At 65.0% G+C, this 26,256-nt stretch carries 25 protein-coding genes; 17 read left to right on the top strand and 8 right to left on the bottom strand.

The features are described from left to right. The first annotated feature begins 224 nt into the window (after window positions 1–224). Window positions 225–935 (top strand): phytochelatin synthase family protein, encoded by a 711-nt coding sequence (locus RFN30_RS07820; RefSeq protein WP_320261526.1) that lies wholly within the window; start codon window positions 225–227, stop codon window positions 933–935. A gap of 441 nt (window positions 936–1,376) precedes the next feature. After that, window positions 1,377–3,386, top strand: a complete 2,010-nt coding sequence (locus RFN30_RS07815; RefSeq protein ID WP_320261525.1) for a BTAD domain-containing putative transcriptional regulator — start codon at window positions 1,377–1,379, stop codon at window positions 3,384–3,386. Window positions 3,387–3,725: 339 nt separating this feature from the next. On the opposite strand, the gene efp is transcribed toward RFN30_RS07815, so the two are convergent. Further along, window positions 3,726–4,295 carry an elongation factor P gene (efp, locus tag RFN30_RS07810; protein WP_320261558.1) on the bottom strand — a complete coding sequence of 190 codons (570 nt, stop codon included), beginning with the start codon at window positions 4,293–4,295 and terminating at the stop codon, window positions 3,726–3,728. A 129-nt stretch (window positions 4,296–4,424) separates the two neighbouring features. Between efp and epmA the strand changes: the two genes are divergently transcribed. Then, window positions 4,425–5,471 (top strand): EF-P lysine aminoacylase EpmA, encoded by a 1,047-nt coding sequence (gene epmA, locus RFN30_RS07805; protein WP_320261524.1) that lies wholly within the window; start codon window positions 4,425–4,427, stop codon window positions 5,469–5,471. Between the two features lie 25 nt (window positions 5,472–5,496). Here epmA and RFN30_RS07800 read toward each other — a convergent pair whose 3' ends face one another. Further along, window positions 5,497–5,913 (bottom strand): VOC family protein, encoded by a 417-nt coding sequence (locus RFN30_RS07800; RefSeq protein WP_320261523.1) that lies wholly within the window; start codon window positions 5,911–5,913, stop codon window positions 5,497–5,499. 211 nt (window positions 5,914–6,124) lie between these two features. Here RFN30_RS07800 and RFN30_RS07795 point away from each other — a divergent pair, with 211 nt between their 5' ends. The 6 genes from RFN30_RS07795 (at window position 6,125) to lpxK (ending at window position 11,782) form a co-directional block, all read left to right on the top strand. Continuing rightward, the gene (locus tag RFN30_RS07795) at window positions 6,125–7,468 is read left to right on the top strand and encodes a TldD/PmbA family protein (protein ID WP_320261522.1); all 1,344 of its coding nucleotides are present in this window, start codon (window positions 6,125–6,127) and stop codon (window positions 7,466–7,468) included. Next, complete coding sequence (locus RFN30_RS07790) at window positions 7,455–8,264, top strand: 3'(2'),5'-bisphosphate nucleotidase CysQ (protein ID WP_320261521.1); 810 nt, start codon at window positions 7,455–7,457, stop codon at window positions 8,262–8,264. Before RFN30_RS07795 ends, RFN30_RS07790 begins: the two co-directional genes overlap by 14 nt. 74 nt (window positions 8,265–8,338) lie before the next feature. Further along, window positions 8,339–8,584 (top strand): DUF4170 domain-containing protein, encoded by a 246-nt coding sequence (locus tag RFN30_RS07785; protein WP_040973997.1) that lies wholly within the window; start codon window positions 8,339–8,341, stop codon window positions 8,582–8,584. Window positions 8,585–8,589: 5 nt separating this feature from the next. Then, entirely contained in the window at window positions 8,590–9,366 is a 777-nt protein-coding gene (locus tag RFN30_RS07780; RefSeq protein ID WP_320261520.1) for a lysophospholipid acyltransferase family protein, read from the top strand. Continuing rightward, window positions 9,363–10,679: a lipid IV(A) 3-deoxy-D-manno-octulosonic acid transferase gene (gene waaA, locus RFN30_RS07775; RefSeq protein WP_320261519.1), complete on the top strand. Its 1,317-nt coding sequence runs from the start codon at window positions 9,363–9,365 to the stop codon at window positions 10,677–10,679. Before RFN30_RS07780 ends, waaA begins: the two co-directional genes overlap by 4 nt. Window positions 10,680–10,753: 74 nt before the next feature. Beyond that, window positions 10,754–11,782: a tetraacyldisaccharide 4'-kinase gene (gene lpxK, locus RFN30_RS07770; RefSeq protein WP_320261518.1), complete on the top strand. Its 1,029-nt coding sequence runs from the start codon at window positions 10,754–10,756 to the stop codon at window positions 11,780–11,782. A gap of 9 nt (window positions 11,783–11,791) precedes the next feature. Here the strand turns inward: lpxK and RFN30_RS07765 are convergent, their stop codons facing one another. Next, window positions 11,792–12,025: a DUF2093 domain-containing protein gene (locus tag RFN30_RS07765; protein WP_320261517.1), complete on the bottom strand. Its 234-nt coding sequence runs from the start codon at window positions 12,023–12,025 to the stop codon at window positions 11,792–11,794. Window positions 12,026–12,138: 113 nt separating this feature from the next. Here RFN30_RS07765 and RFN30_RS07760 point away from each other — a divergent pair, with 113 nt between their 5' ends. Beyond that, window positions 12,139–12,732, top strand: a complete 594-nt coding sequence (locus RFN30_RS07760) for a hypothetical protein (RefSeq protein ID WP_320261516.1) — start codon at window positions 12,139–12,141, stop codon at window positions 12,730–12,732. Window positions 12,733–12,747: 15 nt separating this feature from the next. Here the strand turns inward: RFN30_RS07760 and RFN30_RS07755 are convergent, their stop codons facing one another. Further along, window positions 12,748–13,674 (bottom strand): LysR family transcriptional regulator, encoded by a 927-nt coding sequence (locus RFN30_RS07755; protein ID WP_320261515.1) that lies wholly within the window; start codon window positions 13,672–13,674, stop codon window positions 12,748–12,750. Between the two features lie 90 nt (window positions 13,675–13,764). On the opposite strand from RFN30_RS07755, the gene RFN30_RS07750 reads away from it, so the two are divergent. Both RFN30_RS07750 and RFN30_RS07745 read left to right on the top strand, forming a co-directional pair. Continuing rightward, a complete protein-coding gene (locus RFN30_RS07750) occupies window positions 13,765–14,658 on the top strand; it encodes a DMT family transporter (RefSeq protein WP_320261514.1) in 894 nt (297 codons plus the stop codon). Between the two features lie 117 nt (window positions 14,659–14,775). Next, a complete protein-coding gene (locus RFN30_RS07745) occupies window positions 14,776–15,534 on the top strand; it encodes a hypothetical protein (RefSeq protein ID WP_320261513.1) in 759 nt (252 codons plus the stop codon). A 45-nt stretch (window positions 15,535–15,579) separates the two neighbouring features. Here RFN30_RS07745 and mutL read toward each other — a convergent pair whose 3' ends face one another. Further along, on the bottom strand, window positions 15,580–17,448 hold the full coding sequence (gene mutL, locus RFN30_RS07740; protein WP_320261512.1) for a DNA mismatch repair endonuclease MutL: 1,869 nt from the start codon (window positions 17,446–17,448) through the stop codon (window positions 15,580–15,582). A 45-nt stretch (window positions 17,449–17,493) separates the two neighbouring features. Then, a complete protein-coding gene (locus RFN30_RS07735) occupies window positions 17,494–18,396 on the bottom strand; it encodes a LysR substrate-binding domain-containing protein (protein WP_320261511.1) in 903 nt (300 codons plus the stop codon). Window positions 18,397–18,486: 90 nt separating this feature from the next. Between RFN30_RS07735 and RFN30_RS07730 the strand changes: the two genes are divergently transcribed. The 4 genes from RFN30_RS07730 (at window position 18,487) to RFN30_RS07715 (ending at window position 22,882) form a co-directional block, all read left to right on the top strand. Further along, window positions 18,487–20,037, top strand: a complete 1,551-nt coding sequence (locus RFN30_RS07730; RefSeq protein ID WP_320261510.1) for a trimethylamine methyltransferase family protein — start codon at window positions 18,487–18,489, stop codon at window positions 20,035–20,037. A gap of 44 nt (window positions 20,038–20,081) precedes the next feature. Beyond that, a complete protein-coding gene (locus tag RFN30_RS07725; RefSeq protein ID WP_320261509.1) occupies window positions 20,082–21,731 on the top strand; it encodes an ABC transporter substrate-binding protein in 1,650 nt (549 codons plus the stop codon). A 100-nt stretch (window positions 21,732–21,831) separates the two neighbouring features. Continuing rightward, entirely contained in the window at window positions 21,832–22,305 is a 474-nt protein-coding gene (locus RFN30_RS07720) for a DUF3828 domain-containing protein (protein ID WP_320261508.1), read from the top strand. 4 nt (window positions 22,306–22,309) lie between these two features. Next, window positions 22,310–22,882: a YqhG/Tai3 family protein gene (locus RFN30_RS07715; RefSeq protein ID WP_320261507.1), complete on the top strand. Its 573-nt coding sequence runs from the start codon at window positions 22,310–22,312 to the stop codon at window positions 22,880–22,882. Window positions 22,883–22,893: 11 nt separating this feature from the next. Here RFN30_RS07715 and queF read toward each other — a convergent pair whose 3' ends face one another. Next, on the bottom strand, window positions 22,894–23,355 hold the full coding sequence (gene queF / locus RFN30_RS07710; RefSeq protein ID WP_320261506.1) for a preQ(1) synthase: 462 nt from the start codon (window positions 23,353–23,355) through the stop codon (window positions 22,894–22,896). A gap of 142 nt (window positions 23,356–23,497) precedes the next feature. Between queF and RFN30_RS07705 the strand changes: the two genes are divergently transcribed. Further along, window positions 23,498–25,543, top strand: coding sequence for an oxidoreductase (locus tag RFN30_RS07705; RefSeq protein ID WP_320261505.1), 2,046 nt, complete (start codon window positions 23,498–23,500; stop codon window positions 25,541–25,543). Between the two features lie 203 nt (window positions 25,544–25,746). On the opposite strand, the gene RFN30_RS07700 is transcribed toward RFN30_RS07705, so the two are convergent. After that, window positions 25,747–26,154, bottom strand: coding sequence for a hypothetical protein (locus tag RFN30_RS07700; protein ID WP_320261504.1), 408 nt, complete (start codon window positions 26,152–26,154; stop codon window positions 25,747–25,749). Window positions 26,155–26,256: the final 102 nt, after the last annotated feature.

The raw sequence follows: 26,256 nt of genomic DNA, 5'->3' as shown, positions 1-26,256 counted from the left end.
GCTCCCGGCCGTGGTCTCGCCTGCGCAGTCTCTGGCGGACTTGACTTGTCGACATTTGCACTCCCGCGGTGGGGCCTCCTGACAAGCTCCGGCCGTCCGGAGTGGGTTGCGAGGCATGGGCGGCGTGCCGGCAGCATCGAACTCGAACGTGCCACGGCATCGACAAGCTGGTACATTCCTCGACGCTTTCTTCAACCGGGCGGAGGATCACCATGTCTGCGCGCTTGTATTCGCTCCTGCTAACGCTTCTCCTGATTGCACCCAGCGCCTTCTCGGAGACGCTGAAGCTTCCGGACAATCTGACGGGGTTCAGTTCCCCATCCGGGGAGAGCTTTCTTGTCGAGAGCACGGCGAAGGAGGCGTATTTCCCCCTCGCGAGCAACTTTCTCACGCAAAAGACGCAGGCCTATTGCGGTGTGGCAAGCATCGTCATGGTGCTGAATGCGCTCAACGTTCCTGCGCCTTCGGTGCCCGAATACGAACCCTATAAGACGTTCACGCAGGACAATGTCCTGAACGAGCGCACCGAGGCCATTCTTCCTCGCCAGGTCCTGGACAAGCAGGGAATGACGCTCGACCAGATCGGGGCCATCCTTTCCACGCAGCCGATCAAGGCCGAGGTCCGCCACGCTTCGGACGCCAGTCTCGAGCAGTTCCGGACCCAGGCCAGTTCCTTCCTTTCCAAACCCGGACACTTCGTCATCGTCAATTATCTGCGCAAGGCGATGGGCCAGGAGAAGGGCGGGCATATATCCCCGCTGGCCGCTTATGACGAGAAAGCGGACAGGTTCCTGATCCTCGATGTCGCTCGCTACAAATACCCGCCGGTGTGGGTGAAAACGGTCGACCTGTTCGGGGCGATGAACACGGTCGACAGCGACAACGAGAACAGAACCCGCGGATATGTGCTGATATCGTCGCCTTCGGGAGAGTAGTTCAGCTGAACTTCCCGCTGAGGGTGTGCACTCTCGCACAGGAGCGACGGCCCCGGACGTTTGGTGTAGGATGTAGCTTAGATATCTAGCTGATTGGTGACGCGGACATTTCGCGGGTCCGAGGGTGTCATGGATATACTCGAAGCAGGCCGCTTTCTCTACCAATTCGTCTGGCGTCTGCGGGTGGCGAACCACCCCGCCATTTTTTCCAGAACCTTTGACTCTTGCCTGAATGCCACTGCGTAAAAACGTCGTACGACGGCGTCGATGGCGACGATCCGAGTGCTCCTTCTTTCGGGGCGAAGCGGTCGTAGCTGCGGGGTCGCCTGCCGGTCCAGTTCCTTGAGGTGAAATATTGCGCCAAGTGGGTTTATATCATGCATCGCATTGTCTCCCTTTGGATGAGAGGGGAGAATAGATGAGCACCGTGGGGCTATCGTCTTGAGCAACGTCAAGACACTGCAAAATCAACAATTGCGCTCCGCTGACGACACGGCTGATCTGCGCATCCGGTTATTCGGCCCAATGTCGATCACGCGTGGCGGCAAACGGATCATCATCGCCTCTCGGAAAGGTCGAGCACTCGTTGGCTATCTGGCATTGCGGCAAGGCATTGAATTCGCTCGCATCAGCCTAACTGGCCTGTTGTGGGGTGAGCGTAGCGAAGACCAGGCGAGAGCGAGCTTACGGCAGACGCTTTCCGAGCTGCGGGGCGCGCTCGGGCCGGCTGCCCAGCACTCGATCGTCGCGACTAAGGAAACCGTCACCTGGGTACCGGGATTGGCGTGGGTCGACGCCAAAGCGGTGGAGGACTTGGCCGGCTCCAAAGACAAGGAGGCACTTAAGGAGGCGGCCGAGTTCATTAGTGGCGACCTCATGGAGGGCTTGTCCGTCGGAGAAGCGCCTTACGAGGAATGGCTGGCGAGCGAGCGAGAACGCTTCCGCCTCACCCGCTGCGGAATTTATGTGCGATTGATGGATGATGCGGAACAGGGCGGAAGGTTCGAAGAAGCATTGACTTATGGATTGAAGCTCCTGGCGCTTGATCCGATTCAGGAGCCAGTCCATCGCGCTCTGATGAGGCTCTATGCGGCGCAGGGGCGGCACGACGCGGCACTGTCGCAATACGAGAGGTGCCGGCGGGAGCTTTCGCAGCAGCTTGGGGTGCCGCCCGACATGGAAACCGAGGAGCTCGTCCGCGCCATCAGGGCAAGCCGCCGCGCCGGCCCGGCAGGAAAGCCGGTCCCGTCGAGCCGCGCCCCGAGCGCACGACAGCCCGATCGATCGGAACTGCAGGACCGCCCCTCGATCGCGGTGCTCCCGTTTACGAACCTCAGCGGCGATCCCGAGCAACAGTACTTCGCCGACGGCATCGCCGAGGACATTATCACGGAGCTGTCCCGCTATCGTTCGCTGCTCGTTATCGCCCGCAATTCCTGCTTCCAGTTCCGCGGCGACGTCGACGTCGCCGATGTGCGCAGCGCGCTCGGGGTCCGCTACGTCGTCGAGGGCAGCGTCCGAAAGGCCGGCCAACGCATCCGAGTGGCCGCGCAATTGATTGATGCGCTGGACCGATGCCAGGTCTGGGCGGAACGCTACGATCGCGAGAGCCTGGACATCTTTGCCGTTCAGGACGAGGTGGCACGGGCCGTCGTCGCGACCCTGGAAGGCCGCGTTGCGGCAAGGGGCGCCGAGCACACCCGCCAAAAACCTACCCCCGACTGGGTCGCCTACGACTACTTCCTGCAGGGCCGCGAACTCAGCTACGGCTACCGACAGAGGGAGGCCGAGCGGCTCTTCGCCCGCGCCGTCGAGCTCGATCCCGGCTATGTCCACGCCCACGCCTGGAGGGCGATCGCGCTCGGCGTCAGCTATCTGCACGACGGCCGGCAAGACACGCTCGACGCGGCGTTTGCCAGCGCGCGCACGGCGCTTGCGCTCGACGACAACGACGCGCGCTGCCACTACGCGATGGCCTATGTCGCGCTCCGCCGCTGCGAGTACGATCTGGCGGGCCGCCACCACGACCGGGCGCAGAGCCTCAATCCCGGCGATCCGGACATCGCCGCCGGTCGCGCGAATTGGCTCATGCATGTCGGCCGGCTGGACGAGGCGCTCGCCACGCTGGACGCGGCGCTGGAGCGCGACCCGTTTCCTCCGACCTGGGTCTGGGATGTGCGCGGCTACGTCCTCTATCACCTCGAACGCTATGCCGAGGCAATCAACGCCTTCCGGAGCGTGCGCGCGGAGCCCTTCTGGATCATGGGCATGCTCGCGGCGGCTTATGCTCAGGCCGGTCGCCGCGACGACGCGCACCGCGAGCTTGAGCGCTACCTTGCAATCAAGCCGGGCGCGACGCTTGGCACCGTCACCGACAAGATCATTTATGCCACGGACGCCATGCGGCAGCGTTGGCTCGACGGTCTGCGCAAGGCGGGCATGCCGGAGTGAGAGTTGACTTGTCGGCGGCGTTAGCCGCCCGGGAGTGTCTGCTTCAGCCGCAAAGCTGCCATCTCACACGTTGGCATTGGGCTTCCGCTTTCCGCCAGTTGCAGCCATTTAGCATTATCTAACGTCTGGCGGGTCTTTTGGGCCTTATGCCACATTCGATTTCAGGAAATCCAAGGATTCCGGCATAGGCTGCCGAGCTGACAAAGCCCACGAAGACGCGCAGCGGGAAAGCTTCCGGCGCTGGCTCTGTTTTTGACGATCAAAATCCGGTGGATGCCCCATGCTGAGGTGGGCTCGCCTGGCAGCAGGCGAGCTGTAGCAACTGGGCTGCCGTAAGCCTCAGTCCTTGGCGCGCTCGACGTAGGAGCCGTCGGCGGTCATCACCACCACGCGCGTGCCGGTCGTGATGTGCGGCGGCACGGCGGTGCGCACGCCGTTGGACAGCAAGGCCGGCTTGTAGGATGAGGATGCCGTCTGGCCCTTGGTGACCGGCTCGGTGTCCACCACCTCGAACGTGGCGCGCTGCGGCAGCACCAGCGAGATAGGCGCGCCGTTGAACTGTGCCAGCTGTACCGCCATGCCTTCCTGCAGGTAGGGGGCCATGTCGCCGACCACGCTTTCGGAAGCCACGACCTGGTCGTAGCTTTCCGGGTTCATGAAATGGAAGCCTTCGCCGTCGGAATAGAGGAAGGTGTGCTCGCGCTCTTCGACATAGGCGCGCTCGACCATTTCGGTCGTGCGGTAGCGCTCCGAAACCTTCACCCCGTCGCCGATGCGGCGCATGTCGAGCTGCGTCACCGGCGTGCCCTTGCCAGGGTGGATGTTTTCGGCAAAGAGGATGACATAGAGCTTGCCGTCCTTATCGACGACGTTGCCTTTGCGTAAGGAGCTGGCGATGACCTTGACCACGGTATTCGATCCCATTCGAGTTTTTCGGCCTGCAAGCGTCTATGCCCATGAAGCGGCGACGGCGGCCATCGCGTGCGCCCTAGCGCATCTTGCGCCGAACCGCCAGCCTTCGGCGCGATTTTCCTGCCCATGACCGCCGCTTCGCCCTGGTGGACGCCGCATATTCATGCCGATCGCCGGCCAAGGCTGATGGCGCGCAACGCCATTGCAAATGCCCTGCGCGGCTGGTTCGCCGAGCGTGACTTCGTCGAGGTGACGACATCGGCGCTGCAGGTTTCGCCCGGCAATGAGGCGCATCTTGCAGCCTTCGCCACCGAGGCGATCGGGCCCGACGCATCGCGCCAGCCGCTCTATCTTCACACCTCGCCGGAATTCGCTTGCAAGAAGCTGCTTGCCGCCGGCGAGAGACGCATCTTCAGCCTCGGCGCGGTCTGGCGCAACCGCGAGCGCGGGCCGCTGCATCATCCCGAATTCACCATGCTCGAATGGTACCGCGTCGGCGAGGACTATGAGCGCCTGATGGCCGACTGCGCCGAATTCCTGGCGCTCGCGGCGGAGAAGGCCGGCGCCAAAAGCTTCCGCTTTCGCGGCCGCGAGGCGGACCCATTCGCCGAACCGGAGCGGCTGAGCGTGGCCGAAGCTTTTACGCGCCATGCCGGGATCGATCTTCTGGCGACCGTTGCCTCCGACGGCGGCACCGACCGCGAGGCGCTCCACGCGGCGCTGGTCCGCGCCGGCTTGCGTACCGCGCCCGACGACAACTGGGCCGACCTGTTCAGCCGGGTGATGGTGGAAAAGGTCGAGCCGGCGCTGGGGCAGGGGCGCGCCACCATCCTCTACGGCTATCCGGTATCGGAGGCAGCCCTTGCCCGGCCGAGCGCGGAGGATCCGCGCGTTGCCGAGCGCTTCGAGCTCTATTGCTGCGGCGTCGAGCTGGCCAACGCCTTCGGCGAGCTCACCGATCCGGCCGAGCAGCGCCGCCGCTTCGTCGCCGAGATGGACGAGAAGGAGCGCGTCTATGGCGAGCGCTATCCGCTCGATGAGGATTTTCTCGCGGCATTGGCCGTGATGCCTGAGGCCAGCGGCTCGGCGCTAGGCTTCGATCGGCTGGTGATGCTGGCGACAGGAGCGCAGAAGATCGAGGATGTGATCTGGGCGCCGGTGGCGACGCCATGACCTCCGCTCGCCGGTAAAGCGCGACTCAGTGCGCGAACACCTGTTCCAGTGAGCGGAAACCCTTGAATTCCAGCGCATTGCCCGACGGGTCGCGGATGAACAGTGTCGCCTGTTCGCCGGGCTCGCCCTTGAAGCGCACCATCGGCCGTTCCAGCCAGTCTATGTCTGAGCGCGCCTCCAGCCGCGCGGCGAGCCGCTCCCATTCGTCCATCAGAAGCACCGCGCCGAAATGCGGGATCGGCACCGCGATGCCGTCGACCTTGCCGTCGCGCGCAGCCTCGGTCGCCTGCGGCCGCAAATGCGCCGACATCTGGTGGCCAAAGAGATCGAAATCGACCCAGGTGGCCGATGAGCGGCCGATCGCGCAGCCCAGCACCTCGCCATAGAAAGCGCGGGTTTCGTCGAGATCACGGACCGGGAAGGCGAGATGGAAGGGCGTCATGCGAGAACTCCAAACAGGCAAGGATGCCGCAGGCGGCTGTATCAGCCGCTTTGGGGCGATTTGGCCGCGGCATCCTGATTGGCCTTCGCCCATTGCACAAGCGCCAGTGGAACAATAGATGGTGCGAAGCACCCAGATGATGCGACAGCATCCATAGATGGTGCGGCAGCGTCTGCCCTCCAGGACAGCTTGAACAGACAGGACCAACTGCATGACCGATACGCTCGACGCAGCGAAATTGACCGACCGCGTCGCGGCGCTCGTCGAGGCGGCCAAGCGCGCCGGAGCGGACGCTGCCGACGCGGTCGCCGTGCGTGGCCGTTCGGCTGGCGTGTCGGTGCGGCTGGGCAAGGTCGAGGGCACCGAATCGTCGGAGAGCGAGGATGTCTCGCTGCGCGTCTTCGTCGGCCAGCGCGTCTCGAGCGTCTCGGCCACCGCCGCCTCCGACCCGAAGGCGCTTGCCGAGCGTGCCGTCGCCATGGCGAAAGTCTCGCCCGAGGATCCTTATCAAGGCCTCGCCGACCCGGCGCTGCTCGCCCGCAATTCTCGCGATCTCGATCTCTTCGATCCGACCGAGGTGTCGGCCGACCAGTTGAAGGAGGCGGCGCTTGCGGCGGAAGCTGCGGCGCTTGCCGTCAAGGGCGTCACCAATTCGGCCGGCAGCGGCGCCAGCGCCGGGCTTGGCGGTCTTGTGCTCGCCACCTCGCATGGCTTCCTCGGCCAATATGTCGCCTCGCGCTTCTCGCGCTCGACCAGCGTCATTGCCGGCGAAGGCACGGCGATGGAACGCGACTATGAATTTTCCTCGCGCCAGCATTTCGCCGATCTCGACGCGCCGGAGGACATCGGCCGCAAGGCCGGCGAACGCGCCGTGCGCCGCCTCGGCGCCCGCAAAGCGGCGACCGGCCCGGTCGATGTCGTGTTCGACCCGCGCGTCGCGCGCGGCATCGCCGGCCATCTCGCCGGCGCCATCAACGGCGCCGCCGTGGCGCGCAAGACCAGCTTCCTTCGTGACATGATGGGCAAGCAAGTGGCCTCGAGCGCAATCACCGTCACCGACGAGCCGCTGCGTCGTCGCGGGCAGGCCTCGCGTCCCTTCGACGGCGAAGGCGTCGAGGGCGAGAAGCTTTTGATGGTCGACAAGGGCGTGCTCAACCACTGGTTCCTGTCGACGTCGGCCGCGCGCGAGCTCGGCCTCGTCACCAACGGTCGCGGTTCGCGCAGCGGCTCTTCGGTCTCTCCGTCCTCGACCAATCTCGCCATCGAGCCCGGCGAGCGCACGCCGGAGGAGTTGATCGCCTCGCTGAAGCGCGGCTTCTACGTCACCGAGGTGTTCGGCCAGGGCGTCGACATGGTGACCGGCGAATACAGCCGTGGCGCTTCCGGCTTCTGGATCGAGGACGGCGCGCTCGCCTATCCGGTGGCCGAGGTGACGATCGCCTCCAACTTGAAGACCATGTTCCTCAACATGGTGCCGGCAAGCGACCTCGACCGCAATTTCGGCACCGCGGCACCGACGCTCCTGATCGAGGGGATGACCCTTGCCGGCGCTTGACCAGCTTGCCTCGAGCGAGGCGCGGGAAGATCTCGATCTGCTGCGCGACGCCGCCCGCGAGGCCGGCGCGATCGCCATGCGCTATTTCGGCAACAACCCGCAGGTGTGGATGAAGGGCGGCACCTCGCCGGTCAGCGAGGCCGATCATGCCGCGGACGCCTATCTGCGCGAGACCTTGCTGAAAGAGCGGCCAGGTTACGGCTGGCTGTCGGAGGAGACCGCCGACGATCATGCCAGGCTTTCGGCCCGCCGCACCTTCGTCGTCGATCCGATCGATGGAACGAGAGGCTTTCTCGACGGACTGCATTCCTGGTGCGTCAGCGTCGCCGTGGTTGAGGACGGCCGGTCGCTGGCCGGCGTCCTTGAATGTCCGGCCAAGCAGGAGACCTACTGGGCGCTACCGGGCGAGGGCGCTTTTCTGAACGGCAAGCGCATCCATGTGCGCGCGCTGGGCGACACCGTCGATATCGGCGGACCGAAGCCGCTGGTCGACCGCATGCCGGAAGCCTGGCAGGGCCGGCTGCGGCGCATGCCCTACATCCCTTCGCTCGCCTATCGGCTGGCGATGATCGCCAATGGCAAGCTCGACGCGACCTTCGTCAAGCCGAGCGCGCATGACTGGGACATTGCCGCCGCCGACCTGATCCTCAGCGAGGCCGGCGGCGCCTTGCTCGACCGCAGCGGCGAGCGGCCGCGCTATGCCGGCGAGGTGATCAACCACGGCGCGCTTGCCGCAGGCAGCGGCGAACTGCTGGACGTCCTTGCCGGCGTCATCGCCGGAGCTGACGAAGGGTGAGACGGTCGATAGTTCCAAAAACGGCCGCTTTGGTCTAGACCTGTCACAAATTCATGAATCTGCGAAGGATCGGCATGGCCGTGGAAGACGGAAAGAAACAGCTTTTGCACCTGGTGTTCGGCGGCGAGCTGAAAAAACTGGGTGGAACCGAGTTCCGCGACCTGGACGCGCTCGACATCGTCGGCATCTACCCCGACTATCAGTCGGCGCACGCCGCCTGGAAGGCGAAGGCGCAGGCCAGCGTCGACAATGCCCATATGCGCTATTTCGTCGTTCACCTGCACCGGTTGCTCGACCCGGAAACAAAGGCAGCCGGTTGACGTCGATGGAGCATGAAGCGGTGAAAGGGGCGATGGGACGCGCCGCCAGGCGAGGCGGGACGCGCACGCTGTGGCGCCGCATCCGCGAGCCGCTCGCCCAGTCGCGATTCGTCAAGAATTTCATCGCCGGCCTGTTCGCCTGGTTCGTTCGCCTGATTCGCATCACCAGCCCGCTGGTCAAAGGCTCGACCCAGGTCGCCGGCGGCGCCTATGCGCATCTCGAGCCCGGCATCATCGCGCTGTGGCACGGCCAACATCTCTTGACGCCTGCCTACTATCCCAAGGGTCGGCCGCTGGTCGCCATGGTCTCGCGCAGCGCCGATGCCGAGCTCAACGCGCTGATGATCGAGAAATTCGGCATCGAGGCGGTGCGCGGCTCAGGTGGCCGCGACAGTTCGAGGCATCTCGACAAAGGCGGTGCCAAGGCCTTGATCGCGCTCAAGAAAGCGTTGGTCGCCGGCAAGAATGTCGCCATGATCGCCGATATCCCGCATGGCACGCCGCGTGACGCCGGCCTGGGCATTGTGCTCCTGGCAAGGCTGTCCGGCCGGCCGATCCTGCCTTCGGCGATCGCCACCAGCCGCCGCAAGGTGGTGGAAAAAAGCTGGGACAAGACCACCATCAACCTGCCGTTTGGCCGCTCCGCGGTCATCGTCGGCACGCCCGTCTTCGTGCCCGCCGATGCCGACGACGCCGAGATGGAGCGCAAGCGCCAGGAGGTCACCGCCTCGCTCAACGCCGCGACCGCCGAGGCCTATCGCCTCGTGGACGGCGCGAAATGAGCGAGCGCTGGGCGCGCGCGGCCTTGACGGCCTACCGCTACGCGGGGGCCGTCGCCTATCCGCTGATCGGACCTTATGTCGCCTGGCGCGCCTCGCGCGGCAAGGAAGACCGCGTTCGCCGCCGCGAGCGCTACGGCGTGGCCGGCCGGCCGCGCCCGGAAGGCCCGGTGATCTGGATCCACGCCGCGAGCGTCGGCGAGACGATCGCCGTCGTGCCGCTGGTCGAAAGCATCCTCGATTACGGCGTCAACGTCGTGCTGACGACCGGCACCGTGACGTCGGCCAAAGTCGCTGACGAACGGCTTGGCAGCCGCATCATCCACCAATATGTGCCGCTCGACCTCAAGCCCGCGGTGAGCCGCTTCCTCGATCACTGGCGGCCGGAACTGGCGATCATCGCCGAATCGGAGATCTGGCCGATGACCATCCTGGAGCTTGGCGCCCGCAACGTGCCGCAGGTCCTGGTCAACGGGCGGCTGTCGGACCGCTCCTTCAGGTCGTGGAAGAAGCGCGCCAGCGTCGCCGAGGCGCTGTTTGAGAACCTTGCCCATGTCGTTGCCCAGTCGGATGTCGACGGCGAGCGGTTCCGCGTTCTGGGCGCCCGGCCGGTCACCGTATCCGGCAATCTCAAGGTGGACACCAATCCGCCCCCGGTCGACGAGCGTGCGCTGGCGACGTTGCAGCGCCAAATCGCCGGGCGCCCGACCTGGGCGGCGATCTCGACCCATGACGGCGAAGAGGCCGTCGCGGCGGAAGTCCACGCGACCCTGCACAGGCGACATCCCGGTCTGTTGACCATCGTCGTGCCGCGGCATCCTGACCGCGCCGATGCCTTGGCCGCGCAAATCTCCGGCATGGGGTTGACGGTAGCGCGCCGCAGCAATGGCGACCGGATCTCGCCCGACACCGATATCCTGCTCGGCGACACGATCGGCGAGATGGGTCTTTATCTCAGGCTGACCGAGATCGCTTTCGTCGGCCGCTCGCTGACCTCCGAGGGCGGGCAGAATCCGCTGGAGCCGGCGATGCTCGACACGGCGGTGCTTGCCGGCCGCAACGTGCAGAATTTCCGTGAGGCCTATCAGCGTCTGCTCGACCGCGGCGGCGCCAAGCTGGTGCGCGACCGCGACATGCTGGCCGGCGCCGTCAATTTCCTTTTGACCAACGAGGCGGCGCGCCACGAGATGATGGCGGCGGGCGCGGCGACCGTCGACGAGATGCGCGGCGCGCTTCAGCGCACGCTGAAGTCGCTGGAGCCTTACATCCAGCCGCTGGTCGTCAAGGCGCGCCTGAAAGGCGCCAACGGGCGCTAGCGCATGGCCCCAAAAATCGGAATCGATTTTGGGACAGGATCAGGCGCAAACGCAAATTGCGCGGAGCCAGCGGCATGACCAGCGAAGCGCCGCCCTTCTGGTGGGAAAAGCCGGACTGGCGCGTGCTGGTGTTGGCGCCGGTGTCGGCGGTCTACGGGATGGTGGCCGGCCGCCGTATGCGGCATGCGCCGCGCGAGAAGGTCGCTGCACCCGTGCTCTGCGTCGGCAATTTCACCGTCGGCGGCAGCGGCAAGACGCCGGTTGCCATCGCGCTGGCGAAACAGGCAAAGCGCATGCAGCTTACGCCCGGCTTCTTGTCGCGCGGCCATGGCGGCTCCTTCGCCAAGCCGCATGTCGTCGATGCGCATCACGACGCGGCCAAGCATGTCGGCGACGAGCCGCTGCTACTCGCCGAACATGCGCCGGTGGCGGTGACGGCCAACCGCGCCGCCGGCGCGAGGCTGCTGATGGAGGAGCACGGCTGCGACTTTGTGATCATGGATGACGGGTTCCAGTCGGCGCGCATCCATATCGACTACGCGCTGGTGGTGGTCGACGCGCGCTTCGGCGTCGGCAACGGCCGCGTCATTCCCGGCGGGCCGCTCAGGGCCAAGGTCGTCGATCAGCTGGTCTTCACCAGCGGCTTGCTGAAGATGGGCGAGGGGAGCGCCGCCGATACAGTGGTGCGCCAGGCGGCGCGCGCCGGTCGTCCGATCTTCCTGGCGCATGTCGAGCCGGCCAAACCGGCGCGCTTTGCCGGCGGCCGGTTCCTTGCCTTTGCGGGCATCGGCCATCCGGAAAAATTCTTCGACACGGTGCGCAATGTCGGCGGCGACGTAGCGCTGTCGCGCGCCTTCCCGGATCATCATTTCTATTCCGCGGACGAGCTCGCCGACCTGGTCGGGCTCGCGCGGCGCGAGGGGCTGCGCCTCGTCACCACCGCCAAGGATGCAGCCCGGCTCCGCCACGCCGCCACACCCGCCGGCTTCATCGAGCAGCTCGACGTGCTCGAGATCGATGCCGTGTTCGAGCTCGACCATGTGCCCGAGCGCATCATCAACGAGACGCTGGATGCATGGCGCCTGCGCAAGTTGCGGGGATAGCGCCTGCGATTACCGCCGGCTGCGTAATTCCGGATGCATCTCGATTTCGCGCCGCAGCGATGCCGTCGCGTTCACATAAGGCTCCTGCCTGGCAACGCTCCAATATTTGAGCTCGTCCAGCGGAATGCTCTCGCCGGTCACGGCGCAGCGCACGAACGAGCCGGGGCTCGTGACCTGGAAGTCGCCGTCGAGATAGCGGATGCGCGCTTCCTTGCCGCCGGGGCCTTCAAAACGGTTCATCATGAAATGGTGCTTAAGTTCATCGGGTTCAATCGCCACAAATCGCGGGCAAGGTCAAGCTTGGCGCAATGCTCATGTAATATCGCTGCACGGCACAATGGTTGTCAGGAAGCGCCATGGACATCACCAACGCCAGCATGACGTCGCTGCTGAAGGAGCCGCTCACGCCGCAGCCGGTACCGTCGGCCCGGCCTGATCCGGCAACCGCCGCGCTGGTCAAGGCGATCGTCCAGCCGCCGGCGCCCGCGATGGTGCAATCGGCGCAGTTCGCCGCGCAGGCGCTGAACGGCTCCCTGGCCAAGCCGCCCGTTCAATCGTCGCAGCGCCTGTCGTCCGCCGAGATCGAGAACGCCTACAGAGCCGTCATGGAGCCGGATGCCGGCACGGATGCCGCCTTCGCGAGGCCCCAGCCACGCAGGCCGGCAGCCGAAGCCGATCACCCTTCGGCGACCCAGGCACAGCCGCCTGCCGCCGACAACGCGGCGAGGGTAGCGCCAAATCCGCCGCCCTCTTCGTTCTCGCCGGCCCTTGCTTCAGCAGTGCTGGTTGCGGCCAACGCCAACGCGCCGCAGCCACGGGGTGCGGCGGCCCGTCCGGCCGGTCATGCCCCGCGATCCGAACCCGGCCAGGTCTCGCTGTGGACGATATCCATCCTGACGGCCATCGTCTCGGCCGCGACCACCACGATCGTGCTGATGCTGCTTCGCTGATCGAAGCTGGCCGGCCTAAATATCGTCCTGCAGGAAGGCTTCGAGCTTCTCCGGCGCCAACCCCGCCTGTTCGGCGATGCGGCGGGCGAGATCGGCAGCGGCCGCGCGGGGGCGTCCGACCGGGCGGTCCAGCCAGTAGGACACGGGATTGAGCGCGACGCGCTCGTCGACACCGACGATGCGGCCCGACTTGAGCTGGTCCTGCGTCAGCGGCGGCCGCGCCAGCGCGACACCCAGGCCGTGCGCCGCCGCGTCGAGCACCAGATTATAGTCCTCGAAGCGCCGATCCTGCGGGCGAGGGCGGTAATCGATGTCCTGCGCCGCGAACCAGGCGCGCCACCCGGAGGCGTCGGAATCGTTGATCAGCGGGAATTTGAGCAGCCGGGCCGGGTCGCCTTGGCCGATTTCCTTTGCCAGCTCAGACGACGCGATCGGAAAAATCTGCTCTTCGAAAAGCTGCACCGAGACGCGGCCCGGGATGCGGCCACGCCCGCAGCGCACTGAAAGGTCGATGCCTTCGTCGGCGAGGTCGGCCTGGCGGTTGTCGACGTCGAGCACGATGCGAAGCCTGGTCGGGTTGTTCTCCAGCGCCGCCATGCGCGGCATCAGCCAGAGGCCGCTTACCGAAGGGATCGAGGCCAGCCGCACGACGGCGGTGCCGCGTGGCTCCACCCAGCGGTCGGAATTGACCGAGATCAGCGCGAAGGCCTCCGTGGTGCGAAGATGCAGCCGGTTGCCCTCATTGGTCAGCGTCACGCCGCGCGCGTTGCGCTCGAACACCTTGAGCCCCAGCCAGTCCTCCAGTTTGGCGATCTGGCGGCTCACCGCGCCATGCGTGAGGTTGAGTTTTTCGGCCGCGGCGGAAAAGCTGCCGGTGCGCGCCGCCGCGTCGAAGGCGCGCAAGGTTTCCAGCGGCAGCATCTGGTTCGAGCTGTGATCCATGCTCACAGCTGACCCTCGAATTGCTCGTTTGTCAACCGGCCGGCAATGGCGTTTTCTTCTCCCATGACACTGAAAGGCGAGGATTCGGCAATGAGCGCTTACACCGGCACGTTGAATGAGACACAGCGCATGGACACCACGGCGGCAATCGCGGTGGCGCTGACGGTGCTCGGCTGGGCCTCGGCCTTCCCGGCGATCCGCGCCGGCCTCGCCGCCTTCCAGCCCCTGGAGCTAGGGGCGCTGCGCTTTGCCATCGCGGCCGTGCCGGCTGCGATCTTCCTTGCCGTCAAGCGCCCGGCGCTGCCGAGACTCGACGAATTGTGGCGCTTCGGCTTCGGCGGTGCGATCTTCGTCGCCCTCTACACTGCCATGCTCAATTTCGGCGAGCTCACCGTTTCGGCGGGCGCCGCCGGCTTCATCATCAATGTCAGCCCGATCTTCACGGCAATCATGGCCATGGCGCTGCTTGGCGAGCGCTTTTCCGGCCTGGCCTGGCTCGGCACGGTGATCTCCTTCACCGGCATCGGCATCATCGCGGTCGCCGACGGAAACGGCCTGCATTTCAACGCCGGCGCGCTGCTGGTGCTGGGCTCGGCACTTTGCTCGGCGGTCAACACCATCGTCCAGAAGCCGCTCTTTGCCCGCCATCATCCGCTGACGATCGCCGCCTCCAACATGGTGCTCGGCGCGCTCTGCCTGTCGCCCTTCCTGCCGGAAGCGTTTTCGCAGGCCGCCATCGCCGATACCGCCGGTCTCGGCGCCGTCATCTATCTCGGTATCGTGCCCTCGATGATCGCCTACGCCGCCTGGGCAACCGCGCTGTCGCGCTTGCCGGCCGCGCGCGCCTCGAACTTCCTCTACCTCGTCTCGCCGACCTCCGCCCTGATCGGCTTCTTCTGGCTCGGCGAAGTGCCTTCTCTGCTCGGCATCCTCGGCGGCGCGCTGGCGCTTGGCGGCGTGATCGTGGTGAATTTGAAGCGATAGATCAAAAGGTTGCGACCGTTTCCCGACTCGGATTGAGAAGTAGCGTTCCGTCCAATGACCCCTGTAATGCGGACAGGAGGCAAGCTATCCTGACCCGCCTTGATGGAGGGGACCGGGATGGCAAGGGGGTTCATAGCCGCGGTTTTCTGTTTGTTGCTGCTGAGCGGCGAAGCGGTCGCGGGCTGGTATCAGGTAGAGAATTATGAAGGTTCGATCGGACCAAACCCGATCCATCTTTCCCTGCAGAAATATGGCAGCTTCGGCAGCGGCATCACCGTTGAGGGAAGCTATTTCTACGACGCAAAGCAGAGCCCCATCGCGATCTACGGCAAGGCTGATGGCCCAAAGCTCGCCCTGTGCGAGATCGCAGACGACAAGGAATTTCAACGCATCCTCGTGATGGGGTCGAAGACTCCCGTCGATACCACCGGATGCCCGTTGTCTCTCGATCTCAGCGAGAGCGGCGCGACAGGGACCTGGAGCAAAGGCGCGGACAAATTTCCGGTCACGCTGAAAAAGGTGGCGAGCCTGGACGATACCGGCGAGGGGAAAATCGTCGGAAACGTCGAGATTCCCTTTTGGGCCGAGACCGCTCTCGACCGTTTTGCCGGCGTCTACACGAAAACCAGCGCCGGTATCTGCATGACGAAAATGCAGGTGATCAACAGGAAGAAAAAGAAAGTCGTTCAGGAGATCGGGTTCGACGATGAGGACTGCAACGCCGGTATGTCGACGAATCCCATTTATATGAACGTGGAAAAGTGGGTGGAGGGAGGCAAGGACATCATTTCAGTAAATTTTGGAGGTGGCAAATTCGCAGGCGCGGACGACTATGTCCTCAACCCGAAGACAAAAAAATACTATCTGAAGAAATGATATTCAGCCGCCAACCCTGCTGTTGCGCAACGAACCAGGGGGCGCTCACCGCCGCCCGAACAGCCGTTCGATATCGGCGAGCTTGAGCTCGATATAGGTCGGGCGGCCGTGGTTGCAGGTGCCGGATCCCGGTGTCGCCTCCATCTGGCGCAGCAGCGCGTTCATCTCCTCGGCCTTGAGCAGGCGTCCCGAACGCACCGAGCCATGGCAGGCCATGGTCGCGGCAATTTTATGCAGCCGCTCCTTCAGCGTCTCGACCGTGTCGTTGTCGGCGATCTCGTCGGCAAGGTCGCGCACCAGCGGCTGCACATTGGTCTCGCCGAGCATCGACGGCGTCTCGCGCACCGCCACCGCCCCCGGCCCGAAGCGCTCCAGCCCAAGGCCGAATTTGGCGAGTGTCTCAGCATGCATCGCCAGTCGCTCGGCGTCCTCTTCGGGCAGGTCGACGATTTCGGGCAGGAGCAGCATCTGCGATGGCACGGCGCGAGAATTGAGCGCGTTCTTCAATGCCTCGTAGACCAGCCGCTCATGCGCGGCGTGCTGATCGACGATGATGAGCGAATCCCTTGTCTGGGCGACGATGTAGTTTTCGTGCACCTGCGCGCGGGCCGCACCGAGCACCATGCCGAGCAGCGCTTCGGCCGGCTCTGAAATGCCCGCCCGCGCGTCGGCGCTGGCAAGTGGTCCAGTGTCGAAGGCTGCCTGGTCGTTTTCGCCAAAGCCACCTCGCGCCGCCCGCGCTTCGCCCATATCCAGCGGCCGTTGCGGCGAACGGGAAGGATCGAAGCCACTGAAGCCGGAGGCGCGATAGGCGGCCTCGTAGCTGCGGTGCCCGTTGGCCGGTCCGGGGTGCGAATAGGGCGCCGCGCCCGGGCGGAACGCCGCCATCATGCCGGCCGCGCCCGTGGTCGCGGCGCGGATGCCGGCGCCGGCCAGCGCCTCGCGGATGGCGCCGACGATCAGCCCTCGCACCAGGCCCGGATCGCGGAAGCGCACATCGGCCTTGGCCGGATGGACGTTGACGTCGACGGTCGCCGGATCGAGCGACAGGAAAAGCACCGTCACCGCATGCCGGTCGCGCGGCAGCACGTCGGCGAAGGCGCCACGGATCGCGCCGGCGATCAGCTTGTCGCGCACCGGCCGGCCGTTGACATAGGCATATTGCTGCAGCGCGTTGGCGCGTGTGTAGGATGGGATCGAGACGTGGCCGGCAAGATGCACCCCGTCGCGCATGGCATCGATGGGGATCGCGTTGTCAGGGAAATCCTTGCCCATCACCTGCGCGACGCGGGCGAGTCGGCCTTCCGGCGTGTCGCTGGTCGCCGGCAATTCTAGCGTTGAGCGGTCGGAGCCGGCAAGCGTGAAGCGCACGGCGGGGAAGGCTATGGCTATGCGCTTCACCACGTCGCTGGTCGCCGAGCTTTCGGCGCGCTCGCCCTTCATGAATTTGAGCCGCGCCGGCGTGGCGAAGAAGAGGTCGCGCACCTCGACGGTCGTGCCGCGGTTGGCCGCGGCCGGCTTTACGGCCGACACGCGGCCGCCCTCGATGCCGATCTCGGCCGCGCCGTCGCCGCTTGCCGTGCGCGAGCGGATCGACAGCCGCGACACCGAGCCGATCGACGGCAGCGCCTCGCCACGGAAACCCAGCGAGCGGATGTCGTGGATGTCGTCGGACAGCTTCGAGGTGCAGTGCCGGGCGACCGCCAGCGACAATTCCTTCTCAGGAATGCCCGAGCCGTCGTCGGTGACGCGGATAAGCGAAAGCCCGCCGCCGGCGGTGACGACCTCGACCCTGCTTGCGCCGGCGTCGAGCGCGTTCTCGACCAGCTCCTTCACCACGCTTGCCGGACGCTCGATCACCTCGCCGGCGGCGATCTGGTTGATCATCGTTTCGGAAAGCTGGCGAATGGGCATCTGGAGATTATAGGCGGATTCGAACGGCGTGGGGGAGGGGCTACTTCACGCCTGCGCCACCAGCCAGTCCCGCACCTTGCGCGCATTGTCGCTGAGCTCGCGGTTCTTCGGCCAGATGACGTAGAAGCCGATGCCTGTCCTCATCACATGGTCGGTCACCGGCACCAGCAGGCCCGATGCCACGAGCCGCTCGACCAGATGCCGCCAGCCGAGCGAAATGCCTTGCCCCTCCATGACCGCCTGGATCACCAGGGCGTAGTCATTGATGCGCAACCCGCGCTCGGCGTTGCGCAGGCTGGTTCCGGCGGAGGCGAACCATTCGTCCCAGTTCGGCGCCTCGCGATAGGGTTCCTCCAGATGGATGAGCCGGTGCGTGGCCAGTTCCTCGACAGTCTTCGGCCGGCCGAATTTGGCGAGGTAGCTGGGGCCCGCGACCGGGAAGATCTCTTCGTCGGAGAGCGACAGCGAGTGATAGTCCGGCCAGTCGCGCGGCATCCCTCCGCGCACGCCGAGCGGAATGCCCTCGGCGATGATGTCGAGATCGCGGTCGGCGGTCTGGATGCGCAGGTCGACGCCGGGCAGCTCGTCGCGGAACTGCTGCAGGCGCGGCATCATCCAGAAGGAGCCGAAGGCGGTCGAAGCGGCAAGCGTTACATGGCCGCCGGTGGCCTGCAGGCGAAGGTCCTCGGCCGACTTGCGGATATGCGACAGGCCGAGCGACACGTCGGCATGGAAACGCTCGCCGGCCTCGGTCAGCAGCACCTGGCGATGGCGGCGCTGGAAGAGCTTTGCGCCGAGCTGTTCTTCCAGCCCGCGCACCGCATAGGAAACGGCCGCCTGCGTCATGCCGAGCTCGCGCCCGGCAGCGGTGAAGCTCGACAGCCGGCCTGCCGCCTCGAAGACGACGAGGCTGCCGGCCGAGGGCAGGAGATGGCGCAGGCTTCGCATAAGGAGAGCTTATACAAGAGATCAGGATTTTCCAGCGTCACATCCATATTTCGTCTCGCTAACTTGGGCGGGCGGGAAGAAGGAGGATCCATGAACGCACTGGCCGCTGAATTGACTGAACCGACCCACCGTCGCGGCGGCGGCCGCCTTGGGCGCAAGGCGCTGAGAAGCGCGCCGGTCGCGTCCTTTCCGACGCTGGTTCGGCAGATCCCCGTCTACGAGATCGTGCCCGACGAGGCGGTGGAACTGATCCACGGGGAGTCGCTCAAAATCCTCGAGGAAGTGGGCTGCGAATTCCGCGACGACGAGGCGATCGCGCTCTGGAAGGCGGCGGGCGCCGACGTCAGGGAAACGCGTGTGCGCATCGACCGCGCGCTGCTGATGGAGCTCGTCTCGAAGGTCCCGCCGGAATTCACGCTCAATGCACGCAACCCCGAGCGCACGGTTCGCGTCGGCGGCAAGAACTCGATCTTCGTGCCGATGTATGGCGCGCCCTATGTGCGCGACCTCGACAACAAGCGGCGCTACGGCACGCTTGCTGACCTCAACAATTTTCACAAGCTCGCCTATATGGCGCCGGCGCTGCATTCGTCGAGCTCGATCATCTGCGAGCCGATGGAGATCCCGGTGCCGAAGCGGCATCTCCACATCATCCATTCGGCGCTCAAGCACTCCGACAAGCCGTTCATGGGCATCGTGACGTCGAAGGAGCGCGCCGAGGACACGATGGCAATGGCCGGTATCGTCTTCGGCGAGGAGTTCGTGCGCGACAATCCGGTGCTGGTGGCGATCACCAACTGCAATTCGCCGCTGGTCTGGGATGCCACCATGCTGGACGCCATGAGGGTCTATGCGCGTCACAACCAGCCGCTGATCCTGGCGCCCTTCGCGCTCTGCGGCGCCTCGACCTCGGCTTCCGCAGTCGGCGCGGTCGCGCAGGTCAATGCCGAGGCGCTTGCGGGCGTTGCCTTCACCCAGCTCATCCGACCCGGCTCGCCGCAGATTTACGGTCAGTTCATGGTGACGGTCGACATGAAGACCGGCGCCCCGATGGGCGGCACGCCGGAGGCCGCCCAGATGATGTATCTGATGGGCGCGCTGGCGCGGAAGTACAAGCTGCCGTGGCGCACTTCCGGCTTCCATGTCGGCTCCAAGCTCAACGACGCCCAGGCCGGCTACGAGGCGAACATGCTGATGCATGCCGCGATCCTCGCCGGCGCCAATTACATCTGGCACTCCGCCGGCTGGCTCGAGGCCGGCCTCACCTGCGGCTATTCGAAATTCGCCACCGACTGCGAGCAGCTCGTCGGCTGGTACAAATATGCCGGCGGCGTTCCCTTCGACGATTTCAAGGAGGCCATGGCGGCGATCCGCGAGGTCGGTCCGCAAGGACATTTCCTCGGCACGCAGCACACGCTCGAACATTTCGAGAGCGCCTTCTTCATGCCGAGCATCATGGACTTCAACTCTTTTGAGCAATGGACAGCCGAAGGTGCGAAGGATCATGATACGCGCGGCCTGGAAAAGGCGCGCAACATGCTCGCCGACTATCAGGAGCCGAAGCTCGACGAGGGCGTCGCCGAAGGTCTCAAGGATTTGATCGCGCGGCGCGAGGAAAAGCTGCCTGATAGCGTTAGTTGATAGAGAACGGGCGAAGAACCCGACGAAACCAATGGGAGAAGAAAATGACACTTTTCAGAAGCAACGGTGATCGTGTCCCCGCCGTCATCGAGGCGATGGCGGAAGAAGCGCGCGCGGGCCGCATGGACCGGCGCGAGTTCCTGGCTCTGGCAAGCGCCTTCGGCGCATCGACGGCTTTCGCCTATGGCATGATCGGCCTTGCCGCGCCGACCAAGGCGCTGGCCGACGAGCCGAAGAAGGGCGGAACGCTGCATGTCTCGATGTCGGTGAAAGCGCAGAAGGATCCGCGCACCTATGACTGGACGGAGATGGCGAACGTCACCCGTACCTGGCTGGAGCCGCTCGTCCGCTACACGCACCAGTTCACTTTCGAGCCGGTCCTCTTGGAAAGCTGGGACGTCAATGACGACGCCACCGAATACACGCTGCATCTGCGTAAGGGCGTCACCTGGAACAATGGCGATGCCTTCAACGCCGATGATGTGGTCTTCAATCTGAACCGCTGGTGCGAGAAGGGGGCTTCCGGCAATTCCATGGCGGCACGCGTTGGCGCGTTGGTCGACCCAAAGACCGGTAAGGCGAAGGACGGCGCCATCACCAAGGTCGATGATTATACGGTCAAGCTGAAGCTCGCCGAAGCCGATATCGCGATCATACCGGGCCTTACCGACTACCCGGCGCTGGTCGTGCACCGCGACTTCGACAAGGATGGCGCCGACCCGATCAAGAAGCCGATCGGGACCGGAGCGTTCGAACTGGTCTCCTACGATGTCGGCCAGAAAGCGGTCGTCAAGCGCCGCGAGAACGGCAAGTGGTGGGGTGGCGAAGCGCCGCTCGACGGCGTCGAGTTCATCGACTACGGCACCGACTTCAACGCCACGCTAAATGCCTTCGAGTCCGGGGAGATAGACCTCGATTTCGAAACGCCGGCCGACTTCATCGACGCCCTCGACAAGATGGATCTGGTGAAATCGGAGGTCGCGACGGCGACCACGCTGGTTGCCCGCACCAACATCACGCACAAGCCCTACGATGACAAACGGGTGCGCAACGCGCTGCAGATGGCCGTCGACAACAATGCCGTCATGCAGCTCGGCTACGCCGGGCGCGGCACGGTCGGCGAGAACCACCACGTCAGCCCGATCCATCCGGAATATTATCCGCTGCCCAAGAAGGAGCGCGATGCCGCCGGCGCCAAGAAGCTGATGGCCGACGCCGGGCAGGCCGACTTCGAGCACGAGCTGATCACGGTCGAGGACGAGTGGCAGAAGAACACCGGCGACGCCATCGCCGGCCAGTTGCGCGATGCCGGCATCAAGGTGAAGCGCACGGTGCTGCCCGGCTCGACCTTCTGGAATGACTGGACGAAATATCCTTATTCCTTGACCATCTGGTATATGCGCCCGCTTGGTGTCCAGGTGCTGGCGCTCGGCTACCGCAGCGGTGAGGCTTGGAACGAGACCGCGTTCTCGAACCCGGATTTTGACGCCAAACTCAAGCAGGCGCTGTCACTGATCGACGTCGACAAGCGCAAGGCGGTGATGAAGGACGTCGAGCAGATCCTGCAGGATTCCGGCGTCATCATCCAGCCGTTCTGGCAAAAGCTCTACTGCCACATGAACAAGAAGGTGAAGAACTACGCAATGCACCAGACTTACAAGATGGATTTCCAGAACGTCTGGCTGGAAAGCTGAGGACGGCCGCGCCAGGACTTCATGCGCCGCGAAAAAGCCGATATGCAGGATGCGTGGTGGCGATCTCGCCGCCATGCCGCCGAACATCCGGAGATCCTGCATGAGACCGATAGTGCTGGCCGCCGCCATGTCGATTGCCTTGCCCGCCGCGGCGCTTGCCGGGCCGGCTTCCAAAGCCGTGAAGTTCTTCTATGTGCCTGAAGTGAAGTTCGAGGCGGACGCGAAATACCGCGACCGCTTCACCGAGCCGGTGACAAAACTCTTCGAGCTCAACGACAAGGCGCAGAAGGAGAAGCCCGACGAGGTATCGTGCATCGATTTCGCCCCTGGCCTCGATGCCCAGGATTTCGACCAGAAGACCGTGTCGAAGACGCTGAAGCTTGCCGAGACCGTCAATGGCGATACCGCCGAGGTGACGGCAAGCTTCAATCTTTTCCCGGAAGGCGATGACTCCAACCGCGAAATGGTGTGGTCGCTGAAGAAAGTGGACGGCAGGTGGAAGATCGCCGACATCACCTCCAAGACCAGCGACTGGACGCTCAGCGCGCTGGGATGCGGCTCCTCGACGGAGTGATCCCGTGCTCCGCCGCCTCCTCCTCGCGCTGTCGAGCTTGTCGATGCTGGCCGCGGGGCTGAACGGCGGCGCCTGCGCCCAGGGGCGGTTCGGCTCGCCGCCGCCGAACGCGTCCTCAGGCGACAACGCGCCGGCCGCTACGCCGGCGCCGGAGACCAAGCCGGCCGAACCAGCGCCGGCCGCGCCCGTCCTGCCTGGCTCGCCCACGGCCGTTGTGAAGCCCTTCTACGAGCATCTCGGGCTGGAACTGGATCCGGCCCAGCGCAAGAATTTCATCGACCCGGCGAAGAGCGTTCTCGACAAGAGCGATGCGCTGCGCGCCTCTGGCCAGGGCGAATGCCTCGACCCCAACATGGCGCTCGACAATGCCGAATACGACAAGCTCGCCATCGACAGGAGCCTGAAGACCATCGAGGCCGTCAAGGGCGACGAGGCCAAGGTGGTGGCGGCCTTCGTCGTCGCCGGCAACCAGCATCGCCTGGAATGGAAGCTGAAGAAGGTCGGCGGCGCCTGGAAGATTTTCGACCTTTTGTCGGTCACCGGCGAATGGGCGCTCAGCCAATACCAGTGCGAATGACGGTGGTTAGCTCAGCCCCTGCCGCGATAGGGCGCCACGCCAGTGTCGGGCAGCCAGGCGTCCTTCGGCGGCGCGCCGGTCTGCCAGAAGACGTCGATCGGGATGCCGCCGCGCGGGAACCAGTAGCCGCCGACGCGCAGCCAGAGCGGCCTGGTCGCCTTGACGATGCGCCGGCCGATCATGACCGTGCATTCCTCATGGAAGGCACCGTGGTTGCGGAACGAGGTCATGAACAGCTTCAGCGATTTCGATTCCACCAGCGTCTTGTCGGGTGCGTAGTCGATGACGATGTGGGCGAAGTCCGGCTGGCCGGTGACCGGGCAGAGCGAGGTGAATTCCGGGCAGGTGAAGCGCACGATCGCCGGCGGGCCGTCGCCGCGATTGAACGGCACGGTCTCAAGGACCGCCTGTTCGGGGCTCTGTGGCGTCTCGACGTGCTTGCCGAGCTGGGTGAGGTTTTTGGCGTCGGTCATGGGCGGGCTCCTTGCTCCCAGCCGCTGGAAGCGCAGTTCAATGGCGGCGGGCGCGAAACAAAGGTTGAAAGAAGCGTCGCAGTCCTCTCGGGCGCAACGCGTTTGACCGCTCATTAGCACAATTTGAAACGGCAGGAAGACGATGACCAGCAACGACCCGCTTCTCCAACCTTACCAGCTCAAGCACCTGACGCTGAAGAACCGGGTGATGTCGACCAGTCATGAGCCGGCCTATTCCGAGGACGGCATGCCGAAGGAGCGCTACCGGCTCTACCATGCCGAGAAGGCCAAGGGCGGCATGGCGCTGACCATGACGGCGGGCTCGGCTATCGTCTCGCGCGACAGTCCGGCCGCCTTCGGCAACCTGCATGTCTATGACGACCGGATCGTGCCCTGGCTCAAGGAACTTGTCGACGCCTGCCACGAGCATGACTGCAAGGTGATGATCCAGATCACCCATCTCGGCCGCCGCACCGGCTGGAACAAGGCCGACTGGCTGCCCGTGCTTTCGGCCTCGCCGGTGCGCGAGCCGGCGCATCGCGCTTTTCCCAAGACCATCGAGGACTGGGACATCGAGCGCATCGTCGCCGACTACGCCTCGGCCGCTCAGCGCTGCCAGGCGGCCGGCCTCGACGGCATCGAGTTCGAATCCTATGGACATCTGATGGACGGCTTCTGGTCGCCGGCAACCAACCAGCGCGACGACGAATTCGGCGGCTCGCTCGACAACCGGCTGCGCTTCACCAACATGGTGCTGGATGCGGTGCGCGCGGCGGTCGGGGAAAAATTCGTCGTCGGCATCCGCATGGTCGCCGACGAGGATTTCGAAAAGGGCCTGTCGAAGGAGGAGGGGGTCGAGATCGCCAAGCGCCTGGCCTCATCCGGCAAGGTCGATTTCCTTAACATCATCCGCGGCTCGATCGAGACCGACGCGGCGCTGACTAAGGTGATCCCGGTGACCGGCATGCGCTCGTCGCCGCATCTCGACTTCGCCGGCGAGATAAGGGCGGCCACGAAGTTCCCGACCTTCCATGCGGCGCGCATTTCCGATGTCGCTACCGCACGCCATGCGATTGCCACCGGCAAGCTCGACATGGTCGGCATGACGCGCGCCCACATTGCCGATCCCTATATCGTCAAGAAGGTGATGGAGGGCCGCGAGCACGAGATCCGGCCCTGCGTCGGGGCCACCTATTGCCTCGACCGCATCTATGAAGGCGGCGAGGCGCTCTGCATCCACAATGCCGCGACCGGCCGCGAAGCGACGATCCCGCATGTCATCGCCAAAAGCGAAGGGCCGAAGAAGCGGGTGGTCGTCGTCGGGGCCGGGGCCGGCGGACTCGAAGCCGCACGGGTCGCGGCCGAACGCGGCCATCAGGTAACGGTGCTCGAAGCGTCGAGCCAGGCCGGCGGCCAGGTGCGGCTGGCGACGCAGAACCCGCGCCGCAAGGAACTGATCGGCATCATAGACTGGCGGCTCGCCGAGCTCGATCGCCTCGGCGTCGAGATGCGCTACGACACCTGGGCCGAGAAGGACGATGTGCTTGCGCTGTCGCCGGACGTGGTGATTGTCGCGACAGGCGGCCTGCCGCAGAACCCGCCGCTGACGGCGGGCGACAATCTCGTCACCTCGAGCTGGGACATCATGGCCGGCAGCGTCAAGCCGGCCGAGAACGTGCTGCTCTATGACGACAATGGCGGCCATCAGGGCATGGGCGCGGCTGAGCTCATCGCCAACAGCGGCTCAAGGCTGGAGCTGGTCTCGCCGGAGCGCTTCTTCGCGCCGGAGATGGGCGGGCTGAACCACGTGCCCTATATGCGTGCCTTCCACGAGAAAGGCGTCACCGTCACCATCAACACCCGCCTGCGCTCGGTTCGGCGCGAGGGCAACCAGCTCATCGCCGAACTGGCGTCTGATTTCGCCGATGGCTGGCGCGGCGAGCGGCGTGTCGACCAGGTGGTCGTCGAGCACGGCACCGCGCCGCTAGACGACCTCTACCTCGCGCTGAAGCCGCTATCGAAGAATGGCGGCGCGGTCGACTACGAGCGGCTGGTCACCGCCGGCGACATTTTCCCGTCACGCAATCCGGAGGGCGGCTTTGTCGTGTTCCGCATCGGCGACGCGGTCGCCTCCCGCAACATCCACGCCGCCATCTATGACGGCATCAGGTTCGGGATCAGAATCTGACGCGTCGAGCATGATCCCAAAAAGTGGAAACCGGTTTTCGGAAAAGATCATGCTCACAAAAGATAGAGCGCCATCCCGATTTTGTCGGGATGGAACAGGCTCTACTGGTGGCGCGCAGCCGGCCTCCGCAAAGAGAGCCACCTGCCGCTTCGGTCGGCTGCGCGCCGCGCATGGCGCCGGCCTGGTGCCGGCGACGTGCGATTTCAAAACATCCTGGCGGTGGCCATGCAAAGCACGGTGAAGACCAGCAGCCCGCCGGCGATCCGTTCGCCCCTGGTCATTTTCGCGCGCAGCTGGGTTTGCATTGCCGCATCCGCGCCGGCCAACTGCCTGCTGGCAGAGGCCACAAGCGCGCCCTGCACGCCGGCGGCGATCAGCGCGGTCGCAATGCCCAGCGCGAGCACCGTCTCCATCGAGCCGAAAGCACCCTGGTGGAAGAAATACCAGAGCAGTATGCCGGTCAGGAAAACCAGGCCGGAAGCGCCGAGCTGCGGCCGGATGAAATGCTCCGCCTTGATCTCCGGATCGCGGGCAACCGCTATGGTCGTGCCGGCCCAGAAGACGCCGGCCATGACGTGCAGGCCGATGACGACGATGTAGACATATTGCATGACCGCATTCCTCTCTGCCGCCCGCCCGTGCCGTCGCAACAGTGAGGCGACGCCATCAATAAGACAAAGTTAGATATCTAACGGTTAGATGTCAATGTATGA

Source organism: Mesorhizobium dulcispinae (assembly GCF_033977345.1).
Lineage (GTDB): Bacteria > Pseudomonadota > Alphaproteobacteria > Rhizobiales > Rhizobiaceae > Mesorhizobium > Mesorhizobium dulcispinae.
Note: the sequence above shows the minus strand (reverse complement) of the source record. Positions and strands in the feature narration are given on the sequence as shown.